Source organism: Pseudomonas sp. FG36 (assembly GCF_057809275.1).
In genome coordinates this window covers 91,664-116,984 of sequence record NZ_JBMDJQ010000006.1, presented here as the reverse complement: position 1 = coordinate 116,984, position 25,321 = coordinate 91,664, and the positions used below count along the sequence as shown (strand labels likewise).

Here is a 25,321-nt window from a genome sequence, read left to right as displayed (position 1 = left end):
TTTCCCGCAAACGACCCACCATGCGCCTCGACCGATTCCTCGGCAACCTGCCCTGCTACAACCGCCAGCAAGTGCGCCTGCTGCTGGCGCAAGGGCGTGTGCGCGTGGACGGCATGGCGACCGCCGACCCGCTGCTGGAAGTGCGTGAATTCAGCCGAGTCGAAGTGGACGAGCAGGTCCACCAGGCCGGGCGCCCGGCACGCTACCTGATGCTGCACAAGCCCAGCGGTTGCGTCAGCGCCACCCAGGACCCGCAGCACCGCACCGTGCTCGACCTGCTGCCGGGGGCGCTGCGCGATGAGCTGCACATCGCCGGGCGCCTGGACTACAACACCACCGGGCTGATGATCCTGACCAACGATGGCCAGTGGTCGCGGCGCCTGACCCAGCCACTGACCAAGCAGCCCAAGACCTATCTGGTGCACACCGAGGACGAGATTGGTGCGCACTACGTCGACAAGTTCCGTGAAGGGTTCTACTTCGCCTTCGAAGACCTCACCACCCTGCCCGCACAGCTGGATATCCTCGGCCCGCGCAGCGCGCGCCTGACCATCGTCGAGGGCCGCTATCACCAGGTGAAGCGGATGTTCGGACACTTCCAGAACAAGGTGGTGGCGCTGCATCGGGAAAGCATGGGGTCGATCACACTGGACCCGATATTGCATCCCGGAGAGTTCAGGGCGCTGACCGACGCGGAAATCGCCTCGGTCTGAGCCGATCACCATTCGGCGGTTTCCCACGAAAGATTGTCCCGACGGCACTTGCGCGATCCTGCCCGCGCTGCTTGACTGCTAACTCGTCGGTCTGCATGTGACCATACAGTCACAACCGTAGTCCAAGACGCCCTTTACCGGCCACCCGGGGTCTCGATGCTCTGGGGCACGGTAATCGCCCGCCACAACAATACCGTCGACACCAGCGTCAAGGATCGACACAAGGGCCCACCGGTTTTCAGTTCCAGGCGAATGCCTACCTGTCATAAAGCACGTGCACCCTGATGGCCATTCCGGTCGGTTCGGCGCCAGCCCGCCAAGCGACCACGCAGGCCACGAGGTGACGCGAATACCCTTTTTGCGCCAGGAGTCGATGACATGAGGCCAGAAATCGCTGTACTTGATATCCAAGGGCAGTACCGGGTTTACACGGAGTTCCATCGCGCGCAGGGCGCCGAGAAGACGATCATCCTGATCAATGGCTCGTTGGCCACCACGGCGTCCTTTGCACAGACAGTGCGCAACCTGCACCCGCAGTTCAACGTGGTGCTGTACGACCAGCCGTACGCCGGCAAGTCGAAACCCCACAACCGCCATGAACGGTTGCTGACCAAGGAAACAGAGGCGCACATCCTGCTCGAACTGATCGAGCACTTCCGTGCCGATCACGTGATGTCGTTCTCCTGGGGCGGCGCCTGCACCCTGCTGGCCCTGGCGCATCAGCCGCGGCTGGTGAAGAAGGCCATCGTCAGCTCGTTCTCACCGGTAATCAACGAACCGATGCGCGACTACCTGGACCGCGGTTGCCAGTACCTCGCCGCCTGCGACCGCTACCAGGTGGGCAACCTGGTCAACGACACCATCGGCAAGTACCTGCCGTCGTTGTTCAAGCGCTTCAACTACCGGCACGTCAGCAGCCTGGACAGCCATGAGTACGCGCAGATGCACTTCCACATCAACCAGGTGCTCGACCACGACCTGGAGCGGGCGCTGAAGGCCGCGCGCAACATCGACATCCCGGTGCTGTTCATCAACGGCGACCGCGACGAGTACACCACCGTCGAGGATGCCCGCCAGTTCAGCCGCCATGTGGGGCGCAGCCAGTTCAGCGTGATCCGCGGTGCCGGCCACTTCCTGGACATGGAACACAAAAGCGCCTGCGAGGATACCCGCGATGCCATGCTCGGTTTCCTCAAGCCGGCCTTGCGTGGATCCCGCCAACGCTACACACAGGAACCGGGGCAGCATGCACTGGCGATCTGAACGCATCGGCGTCCTGTAGCCCTCGCCACCCGCAGGCTACGGGCCGCCGACAGGCTTTTTTACAAGCTTGGGGCTTCTCATTCGAGGAGGGTTCTGGTAAAAAGTCTGGCTTCGAAGCGGGTATAGTTTATTGGTAAAACTATAGCTTCCCAAGCTATTGAGGAGGGTTCGATTCCCTCTACCCGCTCCATCTCGCATTCCCCGCACGACGTTCCAATAACGTCGTCGCTGTCAAAAGGAGCCTCGGCTCCTTTTTTCGTTTCCAACGTGCCTTTGTTGATCTGGCCCATAGCCATCGCCGCGCCAATTGGCTTGAATGCCCAGTCGTTCGTGGCGCCTGACCGCTACGCTTTGTGAAACACCTCCAAAGGACTGCGCATGTTTCTCTCCCGCTGGCTACCGGGCCTGGCCAACCTGCTGCACTACCGCCGCGAGTGGTTCCATGCTGACCTGCAGGCCGGCCTGTCGGTGGCCGCGATCCAGATCCCCATCGCCATCGCCTATGCGCAGATCGTCGGCCTGCCGCCACAGTACGGCTTGTATGCCTGCGTGCTGCCGATGATGGTCTATGCCCTGGTCGGCAGTTCACGGCAATTGATGGTCGGCCCGGACGCCGCCACCTGCGCCATGATCGGCGGCGCCGTGGCACCGCTGGCCATGGGCGATCCGCAACGCATCGCCGAACTGTCGGTGATCGTCACCGTGCTGGTGGGCGTGATGCTGATCGCCGCCGGGGTGGCGCGAGCCGGCTTTATCGCCAGCTTCTTCTCGCGGCCGATCCTCATCGGCTACCTCAATGGCATCGGCCTGAGCCTGCTCGCCGGGCAGTTGTCGAAGGTGGTGGGTTTCAAGATCGAAGGCGACGGTTTCATCCTCAGCCTGATCAACTTCTTCCAGCGCCTGGGCGAGATCCACTGGCTGACGCTGGCCATTGGCCTGGCCGGCCTGGGCCTGCTGATCTGGCTACCGCGGCGCTATCCGCGGCTGCCGGCGGCGCTGGTGACCGTGGTGGTATTCACCGCCCTTGCCGGACTGTTCGGCCTGGACCGTTTCGGCGTGGCGATCCTCGGCCCGGTGCCGGCGGGCATTCCCGAGCTGGCCTGGCCACAGAGCTCCCTGGCGGAAACCAAGAGCCTGCTGCGCGACGCCCTGGGTATCGCCACCATCAGTTTCTGCAGCGCCATGCTCACCGCCCGCAGCTTCGCCGCCCGCCACGGCTACGCGATCAACGCCAACCATGAGTTCCTCGCCCTGGGCGTGAGCAACCTGGCCGCCGGTATTTCCCAGGGCTTCGCCATCAGCGGCGCCGACTCGCGCACCGCAGTCAACGACATGGTCGGCGGCAAGAGCCAGCTGGTGGGCATCATCGCCGCACTGGTGATCGCCTTGATCCTGCTGTTCTTCACCGCGCCAATGGCCTGGATTCCCCAGGCTGCGCTGGGCGCGGTGCTGCTCATGGCCGGCTGGGGTTTGATCGACGTGAAGTCGCTCAAGACCATCCGCAAGCTCAGCCGCTTCGAGTTCTGGCTGTGCCTGCTGACCACGGTCGGCGTACTCGGCCTGGGCGTGTTGCCGGGCATCGTGTTCGCCGTGACCCTGGCCATCCTGCGCCTGCTCTACAGCATCTACCAGCCCACCGACGCCGTGCTTGGCTGGGTGCCTGGCATCGAGGGCCAGGTGGACGTGCGCCAGCACAAGGATGCCCGCACCGTGCCAGGCCTGCTGGTTTACCGCTTCGACGATGCGATCCTGTTCTTCAACGCCGACTACTTCAAGATGCGCCTGCTCGAAGCCGTGCAGAATGTGGAGAAAACCCAGGTGGTGCTGTTCGATGCGGAAGCTGTGACCAGCATCGACGTCAGCGGCATCGCCGCCCTGCGCGAGGTGCGCGACACCCTCGCCGCCCAGGGCATCCACTTCGCCATCGCCCGCGCCCGCGGCACCTTCCTGCGCATGCTGGTGCGTTCCGGGATGGCGCGGGAGATGGAGGAGAAACTGCTGTTCGGCTCGGTACGGGCGGGGATTCGGGCGTATCGGGTATGGCGCAACAGGGCTCGGCGGGAGGTTGCTGCGGATTGAGGGAGGGGGACTACATTGCTAACAGAAGCGAATGACATATCCACGCACGCAATGATCAGTAGGCTTCGGGAACGCCATCAAATCTAAAATAGAAGCGCGGTAGTCATATGAACAACCTGTTCGACAAACTGATGGAAAGCGTTGAACAAATGGATGAGATCATCCAAGGTCAACGCCCTCCCTCCCGTCAGTTCGAAATCGACGCCCTCCAGGTAAAGAGCATCCGCAAGGCGACCGGGCTATCACAGCTACGCTTTGCCGAGATGATCGACGTGCAGGTGGCCACCTTGCGTAACTGGGAACAGGGACGTCGAGAACCTACAGGGCCCGCCAAAGCCCTGTTGAGGGCCATCCACAACGATCCTGACCACGTTCTGAAAGCACTTTCCCACTGATCACGCACGACGTCCCTTGAACTGGACGTGGGCTCGCTATTACGGCACACAAGCCCGCGCAACAGCCTGTGTCCCCTGCCCAAGCAAGCTGATCAACCCACAGGGCAGGCTCCCCCGCCACTGCAGATAGTCATGCCCAGCCGGAAACTCCACCTGTTCCACCCGGTACCCTTTGGCCAGCAACACATCGCGCAAGTGGCGGTTGGTGTCGAGAATTTTCGGCCCTTCGAACAGACCCGACTGCAAGTAGAACCGCAACGGCTGGCGTGGTGCCTTGACGTACTCGCGGGTTAGCCAGCCAGATTCGTCAGCGGCCATCGGCCACCAGTAGGAACCGGACATGCTCAGCACATTGCCGAACAACTCCGGGTGCCTGAGGCCCAGGTAGGCCGACGCCAGACCGCCATAGCTCGACCCTGCCACCACGGTGCGCGAGGCCGGTGCCGCAAGCCCCTGGTGGCTGGCCCAAGGCATCAGTTCCTCGGCCATGAACCTTGCGAACAGTGGGTTGGGCGGCAGCTCCCGCTCACGGCTTTCGCTGCTGGGGTTGGCGATGATCAGCGCTGCGGTGGGCGGGATCAGGCCGTCGGCAATCAGGTTGTCGAGTATCGTCGGCGTCGGCACCTGGCGGGTATAGGCATGGGCATCGAACAGCACCAGCAAGGCCTGGTCGGCCTTGCCCGGGCGCCAACCTGCCGGGCGGTAGAGGTAGATGTCGCGCTCGTTGCCCAGTACCTCGCTGGCCAGGCGCCTGCGCTCCAGGCTGCCACGGGCCACCCCGGCACGCTCGGCCACCCACGGCTGGGGCGGCGCACCCGCAAGTTCCAGCCGTGAGCGCGACAACCAGGCGTCGCCACTGCCGTCGGCGAAGGTATTCGGGTTCAACGGATCGCGCCGGGTACTGGCCAGGATCACCCGGCGGTCGTCGGACACCGGTACATCCGGTGCCATCTGATAACTCAGGCGGGTCGTCGCAGGTACCTCGAAACTGTGGAACCAGACATCGCTCGCGCCCAGCCGGGACAGCGGTTCGTGGTTGCCTGTGGGGGCACCGAACATCCTCACGTTGTCCCGTGCCCCGCGCCAGAGGAAGGTGACCAAACGCTTGCCGGGTTGCCCAGCAATGGCCTCGACCAATGGCGTTCCCTCAACGGCACGGGCCTGCCAGAAGCCTTCGCTGGTGCCACCCGTTGCCAGGTGCTGCTGCAGGGCGCGCAGGGTCGGACTGAGCAGCGCCGCCGGTGTACGACGTTGCTCGCCAGCAGGCAGGACCTGCTCCAGGCTCAGGCTGAAACGCGCCGCCGGACGGATCGCCAGGGGTTCGGCGCGCACCGCGTAGCGACCGTCCTGCGCCGCGACGAACAGGAACTCGCGGGGCTGGTCCAGGCCGTCGATCAGCAGGCGCAACGGACGCCCTTCGGCGTCCAGCAGGCGCAGGCTGACGTCACCGTCGAGCCGACCACGCACCAGGTCCCCGGCCTTGAGCGCCACTTGCCAGGCTGGCGGATGCGCTGCGCCGACCTGGCCGGCAACCGGTTTTCCAACCTCGAGATCGGCGTACGCGCCCGCCAAGGCCAGGTTCGAATAGAGCGTGGCCAGCAGGCATGCTCCGCCCAAGCGCTTCAATCGCTGCATGTTCACCTCAGAAGTCGACGCTGGCGGAGAGTTTGAGCGTGCGCGGTTCGCTGACAGTCGCATAACCATCGTTGAACACACCGGCCCAGTAGGCGCGGTTCTCGACGTTCTCCAGGCTGGCGCGCAGGGTCACGTCCTTGCTCAGCACCTTGGTCGCATAGCGCGCGCCCAGGTCATAGCGGGTCCACTGTGGGATCTTCAGCTGGTTGGCGGAATCGAGGTACTGGGAGCTGCTGTGGATACCCAGGGCGGTCAGGGTCAGGCCCTCGATCCCAGGCAGGTCCCACTCGGCGCCGAGGTTGGCCGACCAGGCCGGCACGCCGCGGGCGGTGTTGCCGTCCATGGCGCCATTGGCGGTCTTGCTTAGCACCGCGCGGGTGTAGGTCACGCCACCGAGCAGGCGCACGCTGGGGACGACTTCGCCGAACATCGTCCACTCCACGCCACGGTTGCGCTGCTCGCCGTCATCGTTGTAGCGATTGCTGGGCTTGTCGTAGATCATGCTGGGCTTGTCGATCTGGAACAACGCCAGCGTGTGGGTGAAGTCGCCCAGGTCCCACTTCACCCCGGCCTCCATCTGCTTGGCGACATAGGGCGCGAACTGCTCGCCGTAGTTGGCGGCCTTCTGGTCGGTGACCATGCCACCCTGGGTCAGGCCCTCGATGTAGTTGGCATACAGCGATACCGGCGCCTCCCAGGGCTTGAGCACGATACCCACGGCGGGGGTCAGCTTGCGCTCGTCGTACGAAGGGTTGCTCATCTTCTGCCGCACGCGCTGGGAACGCACGCCGAGGGTGAGCAGCACACGCTCGTCCATGAAGCCCAGGGTATCTGCCACGGCAAAGCTCGACAGGGTGTTGTCGCCGGTCTTGTCGCTGCTGCCGTGGTCACCCGCAATGATCGCCTTGCCCGGGTGGTAGATATTGGTGGGGTACTTGGCGCCGGTGACCGTCGGCGCACGGCCGATGTCCTGGTGCAGCAAGGTGGTGCTGAGCACCAGTTGGTGGCTGACCGGACCGGTCATGAAGTTGCCGCGCAGGCCGGCCTCGGTGGAAAGACTGTGGGTGTAGCCGGCCTGGTTGTAGGTTTCCCCCGTGGCCGTGCCGTCGGCCTTGTTCACCACCACCCGGGTGCCGTTGAGGAAGCCATCGTAGCGGGTGCGGGCACCACCGACGCTGGCGTAGGCGGTCCAGCTGTCATCGAGCTGGTACTCACCACGCACCACCACGGCCTTGCTGATCTGCCGGGCGTGGATGCCTTCGAGGATGTTGGTGTCTGGCTTGGGTGCGCGGGTTACGTGATTGAGGCCGCTGAAACCGGCCATCATCGGGCTGCCGTTCTCCAGTTTCTCGTGGCTTTCGTAGGCATCCAGCTCGAGCTTGAAGTCGTCCCCTCGGTAATCCAGCGCCAACGCCGCCAAGGTGCGGTCCTTGGACTGCTCGTCGACACCGGTGTCGCCACTGCCGTAGACCCCATTGAAGCGGATGCCGAAGCGCCCCTCGGCAAAGCGCCGGCCGACATCGACATGCTCGGCGACATAGCCATCGGATACGTAGCTGCTGGTCAGCCGGGTCAGCGGCGTATCGCCGGCGCGCTTGGGCACCAGGTTGACCACCCCGCCCACGCCACCGTTGGGCGCCATGCCATTGAGCAGCGCGCCCGGCCCCTTGAGCACTTCGACGCGCTCGAGGAATTCGGTCGGCACATGGCCATCGGGCGCCAGGCCGTACAGGCCACCCAGCGCCAGCTCGGTGGAGTCCAGCGCATAGCCGCGGATCATGAAGTTCTCGTAGGCATGCCCTTCGCCGGTGCTGAAGCGGATCGACGGGTCGTTGCGCAGTACTGCGCCGACCGTGCCGCTTTGCTGGTTCTCGATAGTCTTGGCGGTGTAGGCGGTGACGCTGAAGGGGGTGTCCATCAGGTCGCGATTGCCCAGCATGCCGATGCGCGCGCCGCGGGCCACCTGGCCGCCACTGTAGCTTTCCGGCAGGTCACTGTTGAAGCCAGAGGCGTTGACCGTGGTCGCCCCCAAGGTCAGGGCACCTTGGTCGGCCGGACCGCGCAGGATGATCACGCCGTTTTCCTCCACCGCCACCAGGTCGCTGCCGGCCAGCAGCTGGCGCAGCGCCTGCAGCACGGTGTAGCGCCCCTGCAAGGCAGGCGTGCTGCGCCCGACCAATACACGGCTGTCGGCGGCGATCGCCACTCCCGAGGCATGGGCCAGGGCATGTACCGTAGCCTCCAGCGACTGGCCCGGCAAGTCGAGGTTCAGCGGCTGGCTATCGGCCAGGGCCAGGCCGCTGCCACCCAGGGCGCAGGCCAGTGCCAGGCGCCGCAGTGTGCCGGGGAAGCGGGAGGTGAAAAGCGACATGATCAGTCCTTGCAGGAGGTGGGTTCACAGCTGATGACGCGGCAGCGACGGTTTACCCCTCAAACGTTTTTCAGAGGATCAGCGCGGCACGATCAGACGTTGCCCACCCAACGCCTGCACGCTGACCGGCAGGATGCCCGGCAAGGCATCGAGCAATACCTCAGGCCGGTCACTGGGGAAACTCCCGGTCAATCGCAGGTTGACCAGCCCGGGATCGACCTTCACGGCCTGCGCGACATAGGCGTTCAGTTCGCCAATCACCTCGACCAGCGGCTGGTCGGTGAACGACCACCAACCGCGCTGCAAGTGCGCCTGGTCCGGCCCGTACTGGCCACCGGCGCGCAAGCTGCCCAACCGCCCTTCGCCCTCCAGGCAGATGCGCTCGCCAGCCTGCAGCACCTGTTCGCCCCCCTGCAGGTCGCGTACCTGCACCCGCCCCCTGGCTACAGCCACCTGGACCTGGCCACCACGGTCGCTGACCGTGAACGCAGTGCCCAGCACCTGTACCACGCCGAGACGGGTACTGATCAGGAATGGCCGCCACAGCTCATGAGCCACATCGAAGAAGACATTGCCGTGCAGCAGCAGGACCTGACGCTGGCCGTGATCGAAGCGCACCCGCAGGTTGCTTTCGGCCGCCACCAGCAACTGGCTGCCATCGGGCAATGCCAAGGCCTGCGGCGCTTGCGCGTGGGCCGTCTGCAGGTCCTGGCCGAACGCTGCGGTACGCTTGTACATCCAGCCCAGCCAACCACCTGCGGCCACCAGCAAGGCCAGCGCGCCGCCCTGGCGCAGCACCCGCCGACGCCCCACATCACAAGCCTGCGGTTGCAAGGCGCCACGCAGTTGCGGAGCGAGGCGGTGAACCAGTTGCCAGCGCTGTTCGGCCTCCAGCCAGGCGCGTTCATGCTCGGCGCTGCGACCGCGCCAGCGCTGCGCCAGGCCATGGGTCTTGCGCACGCGTTCGGGATCATCCCCTTGCAGCGCCGCCAGGTAGACCAGCGCCTGCTGCACCTTGCGTGGCGCGGCCGGCTCAGTCATGACGGCTCGCCAGGCGCAGCTCGGACAGGTCGAAGACCGCCCGGGCGATATGCAACTCGACCGACTTGGCCGACAGCCCCAGGGCCTCACACACTTCACGGTGACTGTGGCCGTGCAGACGCACGCGCACAAACACCTCGCGGCGCAGTTTGGGCATGCGTTCAATGCGTGCGATCAGGTGCTGCAACTGTTCGCGCGCGATCATGATTTCTTCAACGCTGGGGCTGAGCCAGTCAGCCCGTGCCAGCCAGTCTTCAAGCGCCGCCAGTTCGGTGCTGCGCCGCCGGTACTGATCGATGCACAGGTTGCGCGCCGCCTGGAACAGCAAGGCCCGGGCATTGATTACCGGTGCGTTGAGCGCATGGGCGTAGGCCTGGGCGAAGCTGGATTGGGCGATATCAGCGGCGTCGTCAGGGTTGCGCAGCCGCCCGCAGAGGTAGCGGCGCAGATCACTGTAATGGACAAGCAGGTCGTCGACGGCTGCCTGGAGGGCTGGCCGGGCCTGCCAACTGGAAAGGGAGGTCATTGCGGATGTGGCGAGGGCCGCTAATAGGAATTCCTATCATTCTCACACATGTCATTCGGCCATCGCCAGCATCATGTTGCCGATCAGTAACCCAGCTTGCGCAGCAACTGGCCTTCGTTCTGTGGCATCGGTCGTTTATAGAATCGCATCAGCTCGCCGGCACGGTTGGTGAAGATGCCGTCGACGCCGGCTTTCATCGCCTTGTCGAAGTCCACCGCCTCGTCGAGGGTGTACACGTGCACCAGCAGCCCCTTGTCGTGGCTGGCCTGGTTCATCCACGGCTGGATCAGGTCGGAGTAGCTCTGCTCGCCGAGGTGAGTGCGGATTGCCGAAGGGCCGGTACCAATGGCACCGCCGGCCTTGGCATAGTCGAGCCAGCGCTGGAACTCGGCACGGTCCTTGGGTTGCTGACGGGCGTAGAAGGCCGACTTGTCCTGCTCACCGGACTCGGCGAAGTCCTGCCCCGAGGCCGGCTCGATGCTGCCCTTGGCCACCCACAGCAAGAGGATCTTCGGCACCTGCGGCATGGCCTCGTGCAGCAGCTTGAGGCTGTTGCGATCGAAGGTCTGCAAGATCACCTTGCCCGGCTTGTCGAGCCAGCCACGGGCCTCGAGACGCTTTTTCAGGTCCTGCTCGATACCGGGAAACTGCGCCGGCTCCTTGGTCTCGATGTACAGGCCCGGGTGACGCTCGGGGTTGCCTTCGGCGATATCGATCACTTCGTCCAGGGTCAGGATACGCTGGCCCTTGAACGCTTCGCGGGCACGCTCTGGATAGGCCTTGTTGAACCAGCTGCCGGCGTCCAGCGCCTTGAGTTCGGCCAGGGTGAAGGCACTGATCGGGCTCGCCTTGCGCTCGGGGTAACGTTCGGCGACGTCGCTGGTGCGTGCCAGCACGTCGTCATGGACCACCACCAGCACGCCATCGCGGGTGCGTTGCAAGTCCATTTCCAGGTAGTCGGCGCCGAGTTCGCGGGCCAGCAGGTAGGCGGGAGTGGTGGACTCGGGAGCGTCGAACGAGGCGCCACGGTGGGCGATCACGGCCGGATGCGGGATGTCCTGGACCTTGGCGAGGGCCTTGCCGTCGGTGGCATGGGCCGCGGTACTCGCCAGCAAGGTGGCCAGGAGAAGGGTCTTGTACATGGGTAGTCCTTTGCAGATCGGGGCCGGCCTCTGGAAGACGCCGGCAAGGTCAACGGTGCAGTCCTTGAAGGCGCAAGCCTCGCACACTCTGCATGACATGCTAAAGTCCCCGGCGTTTTCCGCCCCACCCAATGGACCGCCCATGCCCGCACTCGACGCCCACTTGCCCACCTGGGCCGACCTCAACCAGCGCCACCCCAGCACCGCCCTGCTGCTGGGCAATGGTGCCAGCCGCGCGCTGTGGAAACCGTTCGGCTACTTCTCGCTGTTCGAGGAAGCCCAGCGGGTGCGGCACAAGGCATTGGGGGTAAGCGACCAGGCACTGTTCAAGGCCTTGGGCAGCGAACTGTTCGAGCCGCTGCTCAGCACCCTGAACACCACGGTGCGGGCCAACGCCGCGCTGGCGATCAACTCCACCGCGCCGCTGAACCGCTACTACTCGATCAAGGAAGCGCTGATCCACGCGGTGCGTGCCGTGCATCTGCCCTGGCCGCGCTTCCCCGGCTCGACGCGCACGGCCATCAACCAGGCACTGCGCCAGTACCGCAACATCTACACCAGCAACTACGACCTGATCCTGCCCTGGGCCGTGGCCGAAGATACGCAAGGTTTCGCCAACCTGTTCGACGAACAGGGTTTCTTCGACGTACGCCGCAGCCAGGCCGACGGTATCCGCATCCTCCACCTGCACGGCGGCATGCACCTGCTCAAGTTGCCCGACGGCAGTACCCGCCGACGCAGCGCGGAACAGGCCGAACTGCTCGAAGGCTTCGCCGTGAACATTCCCGGCGAAGTACCGTTGTTCGTCAACGAAAGCCGCAGCGAAGACAAGCTGCGCGCCATCCGCAACTCCGACTACCTGTCCTGGAGCCTGGGACAGCTGGCCCGCGAACACGACGGATTATGCTTGTTCGGCCAGCACCTGGACGCCAGCGACCAGCACCTGCTCGACGCCATTCGCCAGGCGCGGCCCAGGCACCTGGCCATTGCGATCCGGCCACTGAGCGAGGCATCGGTCATCAATCAGAAGCAGCACTTCATTGATCGCTTTGGCGATCTTTCGCAGGTTCCGCTGCACTTTTTCGATGCTTCCAGCCACCCCCTGGGCTTGGCTGAACTGGCCATCCCCGTTCCAGCCGCACAGGATCGACGGCGCTGAGCCGCACACTTTGCAAATGTAAATAATTCTCGATAAGATCCGCACCCTTTCCTCTCCGCCAGCCCCGGAAAGCGTGCATGCAGCGCCCCAAACCCGACCCCGTCGCCCACGGTTTCTATGCCGACATCCTGCATTTCCTGCGCAAGCGCATGGACAATGCCAGTGACGCCGCGGACATGACCCAGGATGTCTTCGCCCAATGGCTGGGTTACCGGGATCGGGCCAAGGTGGAGCAGCCGCGCGCGTTCCTGTTCCAGGTGGCGCGCAACCTGCTGAGCGACCATTGGCGCAGGCAGAAAGTGCGCCATGCGGCGCTGGCCGACGACACCCTGCCCGAGCAGCAGAGCGCGCCGGCCAACGACCCGCTGGACCACGCCCAGCAGCAGCAACGGCTGAATCAATTGCGCCAAGTGCTTGCAGAACTCTCGCCGCGACGCCGCGAAGCCCTTATGCTGCACCGTTTCGAAGGCCTGACCCAGGCCCAGATCGCCGAACGCATGAACATTTCCGTCAGCATGGTCGAAAAGCACATCGCCGCCGCCCTGCTGCAATGCAAGCAACGCCTGGACAGTGACAACGGCACGGAGCAGTTCCCATGACCCCCACCGACGAGCTCGACCCGCGCCCGATCGACGCCCAGGCGGCGAGCTGGTTCAGCCGCAACCGCAACCAGCCTTCACGGCAAGACCGCAAGGCGTTCGCCCGGTGGATGCAGACGCCCGAGCACACCCGCGCCTATCGCCAGTTCGAACAGCTGTGGGATGACCTGGCTGCACTCAAGCAAGCCAATCGCCCCGTGCCCTTGCCGGTACGCCGCGCGCCACGCTGGCGCCCGGCCCTGGCAACGGCGGCGGCCCTGCTCTGCGCGGTGCTGGCCGGCAACCTGGGCGCGGGCAGCGAAGCCTTCAGCCAACGCATCAGCGCCAGCCAGGCCGTGCAGGTGCTGCAACTGCCCGATGGCAGCCAGCTGCATGTCAACGCCCAGACCCGCCTGCGCCTGGACTTCAGCGCCGAACAGCGACTGATCCAGCTCGAACATGGCCAGCTGTATATCGAGGTGGCACCCGACAAGGAGCGACCGCTGTTCGTCGATGCGGGCAGCGGCCGCGTGCGCGTGGTCGGCACCGGCTTCGATGTGCGCCGGGGCGACCGCGAACTGGTGGTGGCGGTCGCCCACGGCCAGGTAGCGTTCGACACGCCCGGTGAACGACAACCGCCGTTGTTGCTCGGTGCCCGCCAAGGCGCCACCTACGACCTGGCACGCGGCACCCTGACCCGCCGTGAACTGGGCGAACAACAGGTGGCCGACTGGCGCGAGGGCCAGGTGAGCTTTCGCAACCGCGAACTGGCCAGCCTGATCGACGAGCTCGGCCTGTATCGCCAGCAGCCGGTGGTGCTGGCCGACCCGACGCTTGGCCGCTACAAGGTGTCCGGCAACCTCGACGTCCACGACCCGGACGCCCTGCTCAATGCCCTGCCCGCCCTGCTGCCGGTCAAGACTACCTTGCTGGCCGACGGCCGCCTGCGCATCGAACGACGCTAAAAAATAATTTGAGAATTTTTATCATTCGCAGGTGAGGTTTTGTCGCAACATCGCGTCTTCCTCCCCGCCTGCCGCGTGATGGCGGGCTTTTTCCGGCCTTTTGCCGTTTGGGGGAAACCATGTTGTCCGCGTTGCGTCCATTGCACTGCCTGCCTGTCCGACCCACATTGCTGGCCCTGTGCCTGGCCATGAGCCTGGCCGCCGAAGCCGCACCGGTACCGTTCGACCTGCCGGCGCAACCGCTGGCGCGCTCGCTGAGCCAACTGGCCCAGCAGGCCAAGGTCCAGCTGCTGTTCGACGAGGCCCTGCTCGGCAGTGCCCAGGCTCCGGCGCTCAAGGGCGACTTCGAAGCCGAAGCGGCCATCAGCCGCCTGCTGGTGGGCAGCCGCTTCAGCGTGGTGCGCATGGGCAACACCTATGTGGTACGCCTGCGCGAGGACGACCCGACTGCCGACAACAGCCTGCAACTCGGTGCCGTGAGCATCGTTGGTGACGGGCAGCAGGTCGATGCCAGCAACGTCGGCCGCTCGACCCTCAACCAGGAGCAGATCGACCGCTACCAGCCCAGCAACATCCCCAGCGTGCTGGCCACCCTGCCTGGCGTGAACATGGGCGGTTCCTCCAAGCCAGGCGGCCAGACCATCAACATCTGGGGCATGGGCGATGCCGAGGACGTGCCGATGACCGTCGACGGCGCGCCCAAGAGCGGTTTCGAACGCTACCAGCAAGGCACTATCTTCATCGAACCCGAGCTGATCAAGTACATCGAGGTCGAGAAAGGCCCGCACTCGGTCAAGACCGGTAACGGCGGCCTGGGCGGCAGCGTGCACATGGAAACCAAGGATGCCACCGACCTGCTGCAGGAGGGCCGCAACAGCGGTGCCATGCTCAAGTACGGCTACGGCAGCAACGACCATCAGCAAGTCTACAGCTCGGCCGTGTTTGGCCGCACCGATGACGGCCGCATCGATGGCCTGGCGTACTTCACCAAGCGCGATGGCGGCGACCTGAAGATGGCCGACCGCTTGCCCGACCCGACCAACCAGTGGCCAATCAATCCACAGCGCCTGCCCAATAGTGCTCTGGACCTGGAAGGCACGCTGCTCAAGACCAATATCCATTTCACCGACGAGCACAGCCTGGGGTTTTCCTGGTCGCGCTCGGAAAGCGAGCGTTGGGCCACCTTCGCCGCCACGGCCTTCTCGTCGCCACCCTCGGCGGCGGACATCAAGAAGTATGGTTATGCCGACGCCCTCAAGCGCTTCCTGGCCCACCGCACGACTATCGACACCACGTGGTCGACCACCTACAAGTACCAGCCCATCGAAAACCCGTGGGTCGATCTGCAGGTCAAATATTCCGAGTCTGACACCAAACAGACCGACAAGCGCAATGCCAACGCGGTGACCCAGCCTTCCACCGGCGGGCGGCAGATGGATACCGAATACCAGGACCGCATGCTCGACGTACGCAACATCAGCACCTTCCTCACCGGCCCGCTGGAGCACGCACTCACTGCCGGCGTGCAGATCCGTCGCCATGACCGCGACACCCAGATGTGGATGCCCGGCAAGAGCTACGAGATTCCTCGCTACAACTATGGCCACTACCAGCCGTACTTCATGCCCAGCGGCCAGGTCGACAGCCAGGGCTACTACCTGCAGGACGCCATCACCCTGGGCGATCTGACCATCACGCCGTCGTTGCGCTATGACCACGTCACCAACGAAGGCAAGCCCAACCAGGCGCCCTACTACAACAACCCGGCAGCCGGCCACGACTACAGCGCCAAGACCTACACCGGCTGGTCGCCACGCCTGTCGCTGTACTGGAAGATGACCGAACAGACCGCACTGTACGCCGACTACAGCAAGACCTGGCGCGCGCCGGTTCTGGACGAGCAGTTCGAAGTGCAGGGAATCGGCAGCCGCACCGCCACCAGCCGCAACCTCGACCCCGAACGTATCACCGGCTTGCGCGCAGGCAGCATCAGCAGCTTCTCCGATGTTTTCGCCCAGGGCGACAGCGCGCAGGTGCGCACCACGCTGTTTCGCAACAAGGTCACCGATGAAATCTTCAAGGCCACCGGCGTTGGCTGCCAGGAGCAGTTGGTCACCGGCGGCAACATCGCCGATACCTGCGGTGGCGGGCTGATGGGCAACTACCGAAACATCGGCGAGGTGGTCTACAAAGGCTTCGAGATCGAAACCTTCTACGATTCCACCTATCTGTTCGGCGCACTGTCGTACTCGTGGATGGAAGGTCGCCACGAGGGCGCGTACACCAACCCCTGGGGGCCGGATGTCTGGGCCAAGGATGTACCGGCACCGAAATGGATCACCACCCTTGGCGTGAAGATCCCGGCCTGGGACGCCCGGGTCGGCTGGACCGCGCAGTTCGTCGGCGCCACCCACCACCTGCCCAGCGACAAGTACTTCGAGGGCCCCGCGAGTGCGCTCGGTGACCGTTACTACGACAACTTCGGCAACGAGAAGTACCAGATCCACGGCCTGTTCGCCAACTGGAAACCGCAGCAACCCTACCTCAAGGGCACCGAGGTCAACCTGACCGTGGACAACCTGTTCAACAAGGCCATCCGGCCGGAGCTGTCGGGCGAGAATGCCTTTACCCAGGGACGCAATGCCAAGATCAGCGTGACCCGGTTCTTCTGAGCCCGCTGGCAGGCAATGATGCAACGGAGTGCATCACCTGCCGTTCGCCACCCGCTCCTGGGCCCTGGCGACATTCACCTGCATCGCCACGATGGCCAGCTCATGGACTGCCTGGGCAACGGCATGCGTGCCGCGCGCCTGCATCCACGACAGGATGTGGGCGAGGTGCCAGAGCGAGAGCGTGCCGTCATGTACCGGGGCCGGGAAGCTGCGGTGATGGGTGAGCATGAGCTTGCGCATGTTCTGCCGGGAAACCCCCACCAGCTCCGCCACATCGGTCAGGCCGACCAGGTCGGGGCTGGCCTCGATCAGCCGGGCATCCGGCAACACTTGCCGCACATCAGCCAGGGCGCTGTGCAGTGCCTCTCGCGCCGTGCCGCCCTCGCGGACGAAAGCAAGGGCCAGACGGCCCGGTTGGCCGCTACCGACCACTGCATCATCGCAACCGGCCTTCCCCAGGCGCTCGATCAGCGCATCGACGTCCATGTCGTCGGTCAATTGGTATTTGAGGGTGAACTCGTACTCCATCACTTTCGCTCCACTGACTGATTGGCTATCGCGCTTGTCGACGTACAGTTGTCCACGATCCGGCGTAACTGGCGGGCGAAGGTGCCCGGGTTTCTGGGCGTGCTCCACACGCTGGTGATGCAGAACTCGCCGCAGCGGCATTCGCGGTCATTGTTAGGGCAATAGATCCGACCCCAGCAATGGCCTCCTCGCACCGTGACTTTCCAGCCCCGCGCCTCGGCGTGCGTCAGGGACTGTTCGACTTCCTTGTTTGGATGGAGGGGACGGACCATCGGTTGAGCTCCAGTATGGACATGAGAACACGGTTGTCAAGTGACAACCACGCAACGCCGACAGGCGTGATCACAAGCCAGACTAGGTGCCAAGAGGGATGCAACGGGCTCAACAGGTCGCTTAGGAAACGACCTAACCGAATTTGTAAAAGTGCTGTAGGTCGATCACCCAGCGATCAGGCCATCCGCCTGCAGCAACGTCTCCAGGCAATGCTCGCGCACCCCATAAAACGCCTTGAGCTCGGCGATTTTCTCCAGCAGACCCGCATTGTCCTGGGGCTGACGGCGCTTGACCGCAAGGATCATCTTGTTCTTGTTGGTGTGCTCGAGCGAGATGAACTCGAACACCTTGGTCTCGTAACCGCAAGCTTCCAGGTAAAGGGCGCGCAGGCTGTCGGTGAGCATCTCGGCCTGCTGGCCCAGGTGCAACCCGTACTGCAGCATCGGTTGCAACAACCCCGGGCTGTGCAACTGCGGGCGGATCTGCTTGTGGCAGCACGGCGAGCACATGATGATCGCGGCGTTGCAGCGAATGCCGGTGTGGATGGCGTAGTCGGTGGCGATATCGCAGGCATGCAAGGCGATCATCACATCGATGGCCTCAGGCACAACGCTGCGCACATCGCCGCATTCGAACACCAGGCCCGGATGCTCCAGGCGCGCGGCGGCGACATTGCACAACTCGACCATGTCCGGGCGTAGCTCGACACCAGTGACCTGCGCCTCACGGGCGAGGGTGTTGCGCAGGTAGTCGTGCATGGCAAAGGTCAGGTAGCCCTTGCCCGAACCGAAGTCGGCAACCTTCAGGCTCTGTTGGGCGTCCACGGGCGCGTCGCTCAAGGCATGGTCGAAGACCTCGATGAACTTGTTGATCTGCTTCCATTTGCGCGACATGGACGGAATCAGCGCGCCCTGCGCATCGGTCACCCCCAGGTCGCGCAGGAACGGCCGCGACAGCTCCAGATAACGCTTCTTCTGCCGATCATGGCCAGCCGTGCCCCCCTCGCGGGGCGCCTGCTGGGCCAAGTGCCGGCGCAGCATCGGCTTGCCCTTCTTGCTGAACTCCAGTTGCACCTCGCCGGCAGCGGTGAACAGGTGCGCGTTGCGAAAACCCTCGGGCAGCAGTTCGGCCACCAGCGTCTGCGCCTCGTCCAACCCCAGGTTTCGGGTGATATCGCGAGTCTGGTGGCGGTAGACCAACGACAGGCAGACCTGGCCCTTGATCTGCACCGGCTTGGCGATGATCCGCTGCAGGGTCTGGTCGGCGCCGACATGGCGCGCCAGCACCAGCTTGCTCAGGCTGCCGTCGCCCAGGGCATCGGCGAGCAGGCTCAGGAACTGGGCGCGCGCGTCCGGCGCGCCAGGGGCGGAGGAAGGGGAAGACATGGGAACGGGTGCCTCGAAATGCGGGGAGCGCGATGCGCAATGCCGGGCATTCTACGTCGATGATGCCCCAGGCGAAACATACCCTTGCTCGCCAACGGTCAGTCGAGAATCACCAGGCGGTTGGGCAGTTCGTTGCGCGCATGGGTCGGGGGGACATGTTCGCTGAGCAGCTCGCCGCAGGCCTCGATGCATTCGACGAAGCCCTGCAAGGTATGGCCCTGGCGCACCTGGTCGGTGAAACGGGCGACGATCGCCTCACGCGCCTGCTCGGGCAGGTGCCGGGCGATGCCCTCATCGACCAGGATCTCGACATGGCGTTCGGCTTCGCTGACGAAGATCAGCACGCCCGTGGCCCCGGCGGTACGCTGCAGGTTGAGTTCGAGAAACTGCTGGCGGGCCAGGCCCGAAGCGCGCCGACGGCGCAACATCGACGGCACCACCCAGGCGGCCAGGCGCGGGTGGCGCAACACCAGGCACAGGCTGATGAAGGTCAGCATCTGCGCCAGCAACAGGCCATTGACGCCGATACCACCCAACCACAGGTGCAACACGCCAGGTACCAGCAACGCCAGCAGGGCGGCCCAGAGCAATGGCAGATAGGGGAAGTCATCGGCGCGGCGGGCCAGCACGGTCACAAGCTCCGCATCGGTGCGCCGCTCGGCGCGGGCTATCGCCTCGGCGATCTGGCGCTGTTCGTATTCGGTCATGCCATCGTCTCTCGAGCGTTCTTATCGTTGTTATCCCGGCAATCGGGTGGGCGAGAGTGTATCTCAACAAGTGCTTCATATAAGGCATAATCCGCGACTGCGTCGGATCATGGATGAATGATCCACAAAACGGCCAGCGGACACGACAACAACAGGCGTACGAAACGTCTCGGCCCACCGCTATCACTCGACAACGGAATTGATGATGAAACTGTCTTTGCTGGGCCTGGCCATGGGCCTTGCCAGTCAGGCGGCCCTTGCCGCCCCTATCGCCCCGCCCCTGCAGGACAAGCAGGCGTTCGTCGACCATCTGATCAGCCAGATGACCGAGGCCGAGAAGATCGGCCAGCTACGCCTGATCAGCATCGGTCCCGAAATGCCGCACGCGAAGATCCGCGAGGAAATCGCCGCCGGACGCATCGGCGGCACCTTCAACTCGCGCACCGCCCCCGAGAACCGTCCGATGCAGGACGCGGCCATGCGCAGCCGCCTGAAGATCCCGATGTTCTTCGCCTACGACACCATCCACGGCGAGCGCACCATCTTCCCGATCGGCCTGGGCCTGGCCTCGTCGTGGGACATGGACGCCATCGCCAAGGTCGGCCGCACCTCGGCCATCGAGGCCGCCGCCGACTCGCTGGACATGACCTTCGCACCGATGGTCGACATTGCCCGTGACCCGCGCTGGGGGCGCACCAGCGAAGGCTTCGGCGAGGACACCTACCTGACATCGAAGATCGGCCAGGTGATGGTCAAGTCGTTCCAGGGTTCGAGCCCGGCCAATGCCGACAGCATCATGGCCATCGTCAAACATTTCGCCCTGTACGGTGCGGTGGAAGGCGGGCGCGACTACAACACGGTCGATATGAGCCTGCCGAAGATGTACAACGATTACCTTCCGCCCTACCGCGCCGCGCTCGACGCCGGTGCCGGCGGGGTGATGGTGGCGCTGAACTCGATCAACGGCGTGCCGGCCACCTCCAACACCTGGCTGATGAACGACCTGCTGCGCAAGGAATGGGGCTTCAAGGGCGTGACCATCAGCGACCACGGCGCCATCCAGGAACTGATCCGCCATGGCGTGGCCCGTGACGGCCGCGAAGCCGCCAAGCTGGCGATCAAGGCCGGCATCGACATGAGCATGAACGACACCCTCTACGGCGAAGAACTGCCCGGTTTGTTGAAGTCCGGCGAAGTCAGCCAGGCCGAACTGGACCAGGCGGTGCGTGAAGTGCTGGGAGCCAAGTACGACATGGGTCTGTTCAAAGACCCCTACGTGCGCATTCCCAAGCCTGAAACCGACCTGAAGGACTACTACGCCGAGAACCGCCTGCACCGCGAAGCCGCGCGTGATGTGGCACGTCGCGGCCTGGTGCTGCTGGAAAACCGCGAGCAGACCCTGCCCCTGAAAAAGACCGGCACCATCGCCCTGGTCGGCCCACTGGCCGATGCGCCGATCGACATGATGGGCAGCTGGGCCGCCGACGGCAAACCGCAGCACTCGGTCACCGTGCGCGAAGGCCTGCGCCGCGCCGTGGAAGGCAAGGCCAAGCTGGTGTACGCCAAAGGCTCGAACGTCACCGGCGACAAGGCGATGTTCGACTACCTGAACTTCCTCAACTTCGACGCCCCGGAAATCGTCGACGATCCGCGCCCGGCCGCGGTGCTGATCGACGAAGCGGTCAAGGCCGCCAGGCAGTCGGACGTGGTCGTGGCCGTGGTCGGCGAATCCCGTGGCATGTCCCACGAATCCTCGAGCCGCACCACACTGGAAATCCCGGCGGTGCAACGCGACCTGATCAAGGCGCTGAAAGCCACCGGCAAGCCCCTGGTGCTGGTGCTGATGAACGGCCGTCCGCTGTCGATCGCCTGGGAGCGCGAGCAGGCCGACGCCATCCTCGAAACCTGGTTCAGCGGCACCGAGGGCGGCAACGCCATCGCCGACGTGCTGTTCGGCGACTACAACCCGTCCGGGCGCCTGGCCATCACCTTCCCGCGCTCGGTCGGGCAGATCCCGATGTACTACAACCATATGCGCATCGGCCGGCCGTTCACCCCAGGCAAGCCGGGCAACTACACCTCGCAATACTTCGAGGAGCCCAACGGCCCGCTGTATCCGTTCGGCTACGGCCTGAGCTACACCAACTTCGAGCTGTCGGACCTGACCTTGTCGCAGACAGAGCTGAAGCGTGGCGCGACCCTCAAGGCCAAGGTCGTCGTGAAGAATATCGGCAAGCGTGACGGCGAGACCGTGGTGCAGCTGTATATCCAGGACCAGAGCGCATCAATGAGCCGCCCGGTGAAGGAGCTGAAGAACTTCCAGAAGCTGATGCTCAAGGCCGGCGAGTCGCGAACCTTGACCTTCGACATCAGCGAGCAGGACCTGAAGTTCTACAATGGCCAACTGCAGCACGTTGCCGAAGCTGGCCAGTTCAACGTGCAGGTCGGCCTCGATTCCGAGGCGGTGCAGCAGCAGAGCTTCGAGCTGCTGTAAGCCAGACCCGCCCCCATCGCTGGGCCAGCCCGTTCCCACGCATCACGCTGTGGAAGCGGGCTTGCTCCGCGATGAGGTCGGCACAGACAACCGCAACCCCGGATCCGCCCCATGCCCTCATCCTTCCGCGCCCTGCGCCTGGGTTTGATCATCCTGCTGATCCTGGTCGGCACCACCCTCAGCGCTGGCTGGGCCATGCACCAGGCCAAGCGCGAGGCAATGGCAACCGACGCCCGCCGGGCCAGCCAGCAACTGGGCCTGTATGCCAACGCCCTGCATACCCTGATCGAGCGCTACCGTGCATTGCCTGCGGTACTGGCGCTGGACCCGGAGCTGATCGCCGCCCTGCACGGCCCGGTGACCGAACAGGTGCAGGACGCCCTGAACCGCAAGCTCGAACGCATCAATGGCGCCGCCAACTCCTCCACCTTGGAGCTGCTGGACCGCACTGGCCTGGCCATCGCCGCCAGCAACTGGCGCCTGCCGACCACCTATGTGGGTTCCAACTACGGCTTTCGCCCCTATTTCAAACAGACCCGCAGCCAGGGCAGTGGCCGCTTCTACGCCGTCGGCGTGACCAGCGGCGTGCCAGGCTACTTCCTGGCGAGCGCGGTGAACGATGAACATGGCCGCTTCCTCGGCGCCATGGTGGTCAAGCTGGAGTTCCCGGAGCTCGAACGCGAGTGGCGCCAGGGCAGTGACATCCTGCTGGTCAGCGATGCCCGCGGCATCACCTTCATCGCCAACCAGGACGGCTGGCGTTACCGCGAGCTGCAACCGCTGTCCGGTGCCGACCGCGCCGAGCTGGCCGAGACGCGCCAGTACGACAAGCAGCCGCTGGTGCCCCTGCAGCACCAGGCCCTGACCCGCTTCACCGACACCAGCCACCTGACCCGCGTGCAAGGCCCGGATGGCACTGCCGAGTACCTGTGGGAGCGCCTGCCCCTGGAGGCCGAAGGCTGGACCCTGCACCTGCTGCGCAAGCCGCAGGTCGCCGAGGATGGGCGCAACGCCGCCCTCGCCGCAGCGGCAATCTGGCTGAGCCTGGTGTTCGCCGCGCTGTTCGTCAGCCAGCGCCTGCGCCTGGCCCGGCTGCGTCAGCGCAGCCGCGAAGAGCTCAAGCGCCAGGTCGAGGAACGTACCCGCGAGCTACGCACGGCCCAGGAAGGCCTGGTGCAATCTGCCAAGCTGGCGGCGCTGGGGCAGATGTCGGCCGCGCTGGCCCACGAGATCAACCAGCCGCTGACCACCCAGCGCATGCAACTGGAAACCTTGCGCCTGCTGCTTGATCATGGCCGTCATGACGAAGCCCGCCAGGCCCTGGAACCGCTCGAGCAGATGCTCAGCCGCATGGCCGCGCTCACCGGCCACCTGAAGACCTTCGCCCGCAACAGCCCCGGAGGCCTGCGCGAACGCCTGGACCTGGCCACCGTGGTCGACCAGGCACTGCACCTGCTGGACACCCGTATCCGCGCCGAAAGCGTCGAGGTGGCGCTGTACCTCGCCCGCCCGGCCTGGGTCCGTGGCGATGCGATCCGCCTGGAGCAGGTACTGATCAACCTGCTGCGCAACGCCCTCGACGCCATGGCCGACAAGCGCTACAAACGCCTGGAGATCCGTATCGAGGCGGATGATGCACAGTGGCGCCTGAGCGTACTCGACTCCGGTGGCGGCATCCTCGACACCGACCTTTGCCGGGTCTTCGACCCGTTCTTCACCACCAAGCCGGTCGGCGAGGGGCTAGGCCTGGGCCTGGCCATTTCCTACGGCATCGTCATCGATGCCGGCGGCCACCTGCAGGTCGAGAACCTGCCGGGGGGCGCGCGCTTCAGCCTCACCCTGCCCCGCGACCTGGAGACGGTATGTTGAATTCAGTGATCGTCGTCGATGACGAAGCCAGCATCCGCGCGGCGGTGGAACAATGGCTGAGTCTGTCGGGCTTCAACGTGCAACTGTTCGAGCGTGCCGAGGAGTGCCTGGCGCAACTTCCCGCGCACTTTCCCGGCGTGATCCTCAGTGACGTGCGCATGCCTGGCATGTCCGGCCTGCAGTTGCTCGACCGGTTGCAGCAGGCCGACCCTGATCTACCGGTGATCCTGCTCACCGGCCATGGCGATGTACCCATGGCGGTGGAGGCGATGCGCAACGGTGCCTACGATTTCCTGGAAAAACCCTTCACCCCGCAGCACCTGATGGGCAGCCTGCGCCGGGCCCTGGAAAAACGCCAGCTGGTCCTGGAAAACCGCCGCCTGCATGAGCAGGCCGACCTCAAGGCACAGCTGGAGAACACCTTGCTGGGCATGTCCCAGGGGCTGCAGCAGTTGCGTCGCCAGGTACTCGAGCTGGCCAGCCTTCCGGTCAACGTGCTGATCCGGGGTGAAACCGGCAGTGGCAAGGAGCGCGTGGCGCGCTGCCTGCACGACTTCGGTCCGCGCGCCGACAAACCCTTCGTCGCGCTCAACTGCGCGGCCATTCCAGAAACACTGTTCGAGGCCGAGCTGTTCGGCCATGAGAGCGGCGCCTTCACTGGCGCCCAGGGCAAGCGCATCGGCAAGCTGGAGTACGCCAATGGCGGTACGGTATTCCTCGACGAGATCGAGAGCATGCCCCTGGCCCAGCAAGCCAAGCTGCTGCGGGTGATCCAGGAGCAGAAGCTCGAACGCCTGGGGGCCAACCAGAGCATCGCCGTCGACCTGCGCATCATCGCCGCGACCAAACCGGACCTGCTCGAAGAGGCCCGTGCAGGGCGCTTCCGCGAGGACCTGGCGTACCGCCTCAACGTTGCCGAGCTGCGCCTGGCACCGCTGCGCGAGCGCCGTGAAGACATCCCGCTGCTGTTCGAACACTTCGCTCGCACTGCCGCCGAACGCCTGGGCCGCCATGCCCCAGCGGTCACTGGAGGACGATTGGCGCAGCTGCTGGCCCACGAATGGCCGGGCAATGTGCGTGAGCTGGCCAATGCTGCCGAACGTCATGCCTTGGGGCTGGACTCGCCGAACCTTGAGAGCCTGCCAGGCGGGCAGTCGCTGGGCGAACAGATGGAAGCGTTCGAAGCCCAATGTCTGCGTGCGGCGCTGCGCCAGCACAAGGGCGAGATCAAGGGTGTGATGGAGGCGCTGCAACTGCCACGGCGTACGCTGAACGAAAAGATGCAGCGGCATGGCCTGGTGCGTGAGGACTTTCTCGACAACGAGTAGGCGGATTTCCGCTTATCGATTCAGGCAAATGAGCGGAAGTTCGCTCACTGCATGCTGAATCGCCGGGGCTGCCTGGCAGCCCATCGCTGGCAGGCCTGCTCCCACAAAGCACCATGCAAGCCAGATCCGGTGGGAGCTGGCTTGCCAGCGACAGGGCGCAAGACGCCCCCAAATGGACCGCGAAGCACTCATTTGGCA

The 25,321-nt window shown here is 64.8% G+C and carries 20 protein-coding genes and 1 tRNA gene; 12 read left to right on the top strand and 9 right to left on the bottom strand.

What is annotated here, in order from left to right:
- Positions 1–20 precede the first annotated feature (20 nt).
- The 5 genes from ACODS9_RS07330 to nadS all read left to right on the top strand — a co-directional run bounded on the left by ACODS9_RS07330 (position 21) and on the right by nadS (position 4,450).
- Positions 21–713 carry a pseudouridine synthase gene (locus ACODS9_RS07330; protein WP_401104505.1) on the top strand — a complete coding sequence of 231 codons (693 nt, stop codon included), beginning with the start codon at positions 21–23 and terminating at the stop codon, positions 711–713.
- 378 nt (positions 714–1,091) lie between these two features.
- A complete protein-coding gene (locus ACODS9_RS07325; protein WP_489093602.1) occupies positions 1,092–1,976 on the top strand; it encodes an alpha/beta fold hydrolase in 885 nt (294 codons plus the stop codon).
- A 116-nt stretch (positions 1,977–2,092) separates the two neighbouring features.
- Positions 2,093–2,166 (top strand) — tRNA-Gly (locus ACODS9_RS07320).
- Positions 2,167–2,354: 188 nt separating this feature from the next.
- Complete coding sequence (locus ACODS9_RS07315; protein ID WP_489093601.1) at positions 2,355–4,055, top strand: SulP family inorganic anion transporter; 1,701 nt, start codon at positions 2,355–2,357, stop codon at positions 4,053–4,055.
- Positions 4,056–4,162: 107 nt separating this feature from the next.
- Entirely contained in the window at positions 4,163–4,450 is a 288-nt protein-coding gene (nadS, locus tag ACODS9_RS07310; RefSeq protein ID WP_489093600.1) for a NadS family protein, read from the top strand.
- A 39-nt stretch (positions 4,451–4,489) separates the two neighbouring features.
- Here nadS and ACODS9_RS07305 read toward each other — a convergent pair whose 3' ends face one another.
- The 5 genes from ACODS9_RS07305 to ACODS9_RS07285 all read right to left on the bottom strand — a co-directional run bounded on the left by ACODS9_RS07305 (position 4,490) and on the right by ACODS9_RS07285 (position 11,165).
- A complete protein-coding gene (locus ACODS9_RS07305) occupies positions 4,490–6,085 on the bottom strand; it encodes an alpha/beta hydrolase (protein ID WP_489093599.1) in 1,596 nt (531 codons plus the stop codon).
- 7 nt (positions 6,086–6,092) lie between these two features.
- Positions 6,093–8,456, bottom strand: a complete 2,364-nt coding sequence (locus tag ACODS9_RS07300) for a TonB-dependent siderophore receptor (protein ID WP_489093598.1) — start codon at positions 8,454–8,456, stop codon at positions 6,093–6,095.
- Between the two features lie 78 nt (positions 8,457–8,534).
- On the bottom strand, positions 8,535–9,497 hold the full coding sequence (locus ACODS9_RS07295; protein WP_489093597.1) for a FecR family protein: 963 nt from the start codon (positions 9,495–9,497) through the stop codon (positions 8,535–8,537).
- Positions 9,490–10,023: an RNA polymerase sigma factor gene (locus ACODS9_RS07290; protein ID WP_401104520.1), complete on the bottom strand. Its 534-nt coding sequence runs from the start codon at positions 10,021–10,023 to the stop codon at positions 9,490–9,492. Before ACODS9_RS07290 ends, ACODS9_RS07295 begins: the two co-directional genes overlap by 8 nt.
- An 83-nt stretch (positions 10,024–10,106) precedes the next feature.
- Positions 10,107–11,165, bottom strand: a complete 1,059-nt coding sequence (locus tag ACODS9_RS07285; protein ID WP_489093596.1) for a glycerophosphodiester phosphodiesterase family protein — start codon at positions 11,163–11,165, stop codon at positions 10,107–10,109.
- 142 nt (positions 11,166–11,307) lie between these two features.
- On the opposite strand from ACODS9_RS07285, the gene ACODS9_RS07280 reads away from it, so the two are divergent.
- From ACODS9_RS07280 to ACODS9_RS07265, 4 genes are all read left to right on the top strand, one after another.
- Positions 11,308–12,324, top strand: a complete 1,017-nt coding sequence (locus tag ACODS9_RS07280) for a DUF4917 family protein (protein WP_489093595.1) — start codon at positions 11,308–11,310, stop codon at positions 12,322–12,324.
- 77 nt (positions 12,325–12,401) lie between these two features.
- Complete coding sequence (locus tag ACODS9_RS07275) at positions 12,402–12,923, top strand: RNA polymerase sigma factor (protein WP_046856895.1); 522 nt, start codon at positions 12,402–12,404, stop codon at positions 12,921–12,923.
- On the top strand, positions 12,920–13,867 hold the full coding sequence (locus tag ACODS9_RS07270) for a FecR family protein (RefSeq protein ID WP_489093594.1): 948 nt from the start codon (positions 12,920–12,922) through the stop codon (positions 13,865–13,867). Before ACODS9_RS07275 ends, ACODS9_RS07270 begins: the two co-directional genes overlap by 4 nt.
- Positions 13,868–13,986: 119 nt before the next feature.
- Positions 13,987–16,539: a TonB-dependent receptor gene (locus ACODS9_RS07265; protein WP_489093593.1), complete on the top strand. Its 2,553-nt coding sequence runs from the start codon at positions 13,987–13,989 to the stop codon at positions 16,537–16,539.
- A 33-nt stretch (positions 16,540–16,572) separates the two neighbouring features.
- On the opposite strand, the gene ACODS9_RS07260 is transcribed toward ACODS9_RS07265, so the two are convergent.
- From ACODS9_RS07260 to ACODS9_RS07245, 4 genes are all read right to left on the bottom strand, one after another.
- Entirely contained in the window at positions 16,573–17,067 is a 495-nt protein-coding gene (locus ACODS9_RS07260; RefSeq protein WP_401104535.1) for a helix-turn-helix transcriptional regulator, read from the bottom strand.
- Entirely contained in the window at positions 17,067–17,339 is a 273-nt protein-coding gene (locus ACODS9_RS07255) for a hypothetical protein (protein WP_367856951.1), read from the bottom strand. The genes ACODS9_RS07260 and ACODS9_RS07255 overlap by 1 nt, the downstream gene beginning before the upstream one ends.
- Positions 17,340–17,504: 165 nt before the next feature.
- Positions 17,505–18,725 (bottom strand): class I SAM-dependent methyltransferase, encoded by a 1,221-nt coding sequence (locus tag ACODS9_RS07250; RefSeq protein WP_489093592.1) that lies wholly within the window; start codon positions 18,723–18,725, stop codon positions 17,505–17,507.
- A gap of 98 nt (positions 18,726–18,823) precedes the next feature.
- Positions 18,824–19,432: a TPM domain-containing protein gene (locus tag ACODS9_RS07245; protein ID WP_046856900.1), complete on the bottom strand. Its 609-nt coding sequence runs from the start codon at positions 19,430–19,432 to the stop codon at positions 18,824–18,826.
- A gap of 202 nt (positions 19,433–19,634) precedes the next feature.
- On the opposite strand from ACODS9_RS07245, the gene bglX reads away from it, so the two are divergent.
- From bglX to ACODS9_RS07230, 3 genes are all read left to right on the top strand, one after another.
- Positions 19,635–21,926 (top strand): beta-glucosidase BglX, encoded by a 2,292-nt coding sequence (bglX, locus tag ACODS9_RS07240; RefSeq protein ID WP_401104544.1) that lies wholly within the window; start codon positions 19,635–19,637, stop codon positions 21,924–21,926.
- A 111-nt stretch (positions 21,927–22,037) separates the two neighbouring features.
- Positions 22,038–23,795, top strand: a complete 1,758-nt coding sequence (locus ACODS9_RS07235; protein WP_401104547.1) for an ATP-binding protein — start codon at positions 22,038–22,040, stop codon at positions 23,793–23,795.
- Positions 23,789–25,123, top strand: coding sequence for a sigma-54-dependent transcriptional regulator (locus ACODS9_RS07230; protein ID WP_367856956.1), 1,335 nt, complete (start codon positions 23,789–23,791; stop codon positions 25,121–25,123). Before ACODS9_RS07235 ends, ACODS9_RS07230 begins: the two co-directional genes overlap by 7 nt.
- Positions 25,124–25,321 lie beyond the last annotated feature (198 nt).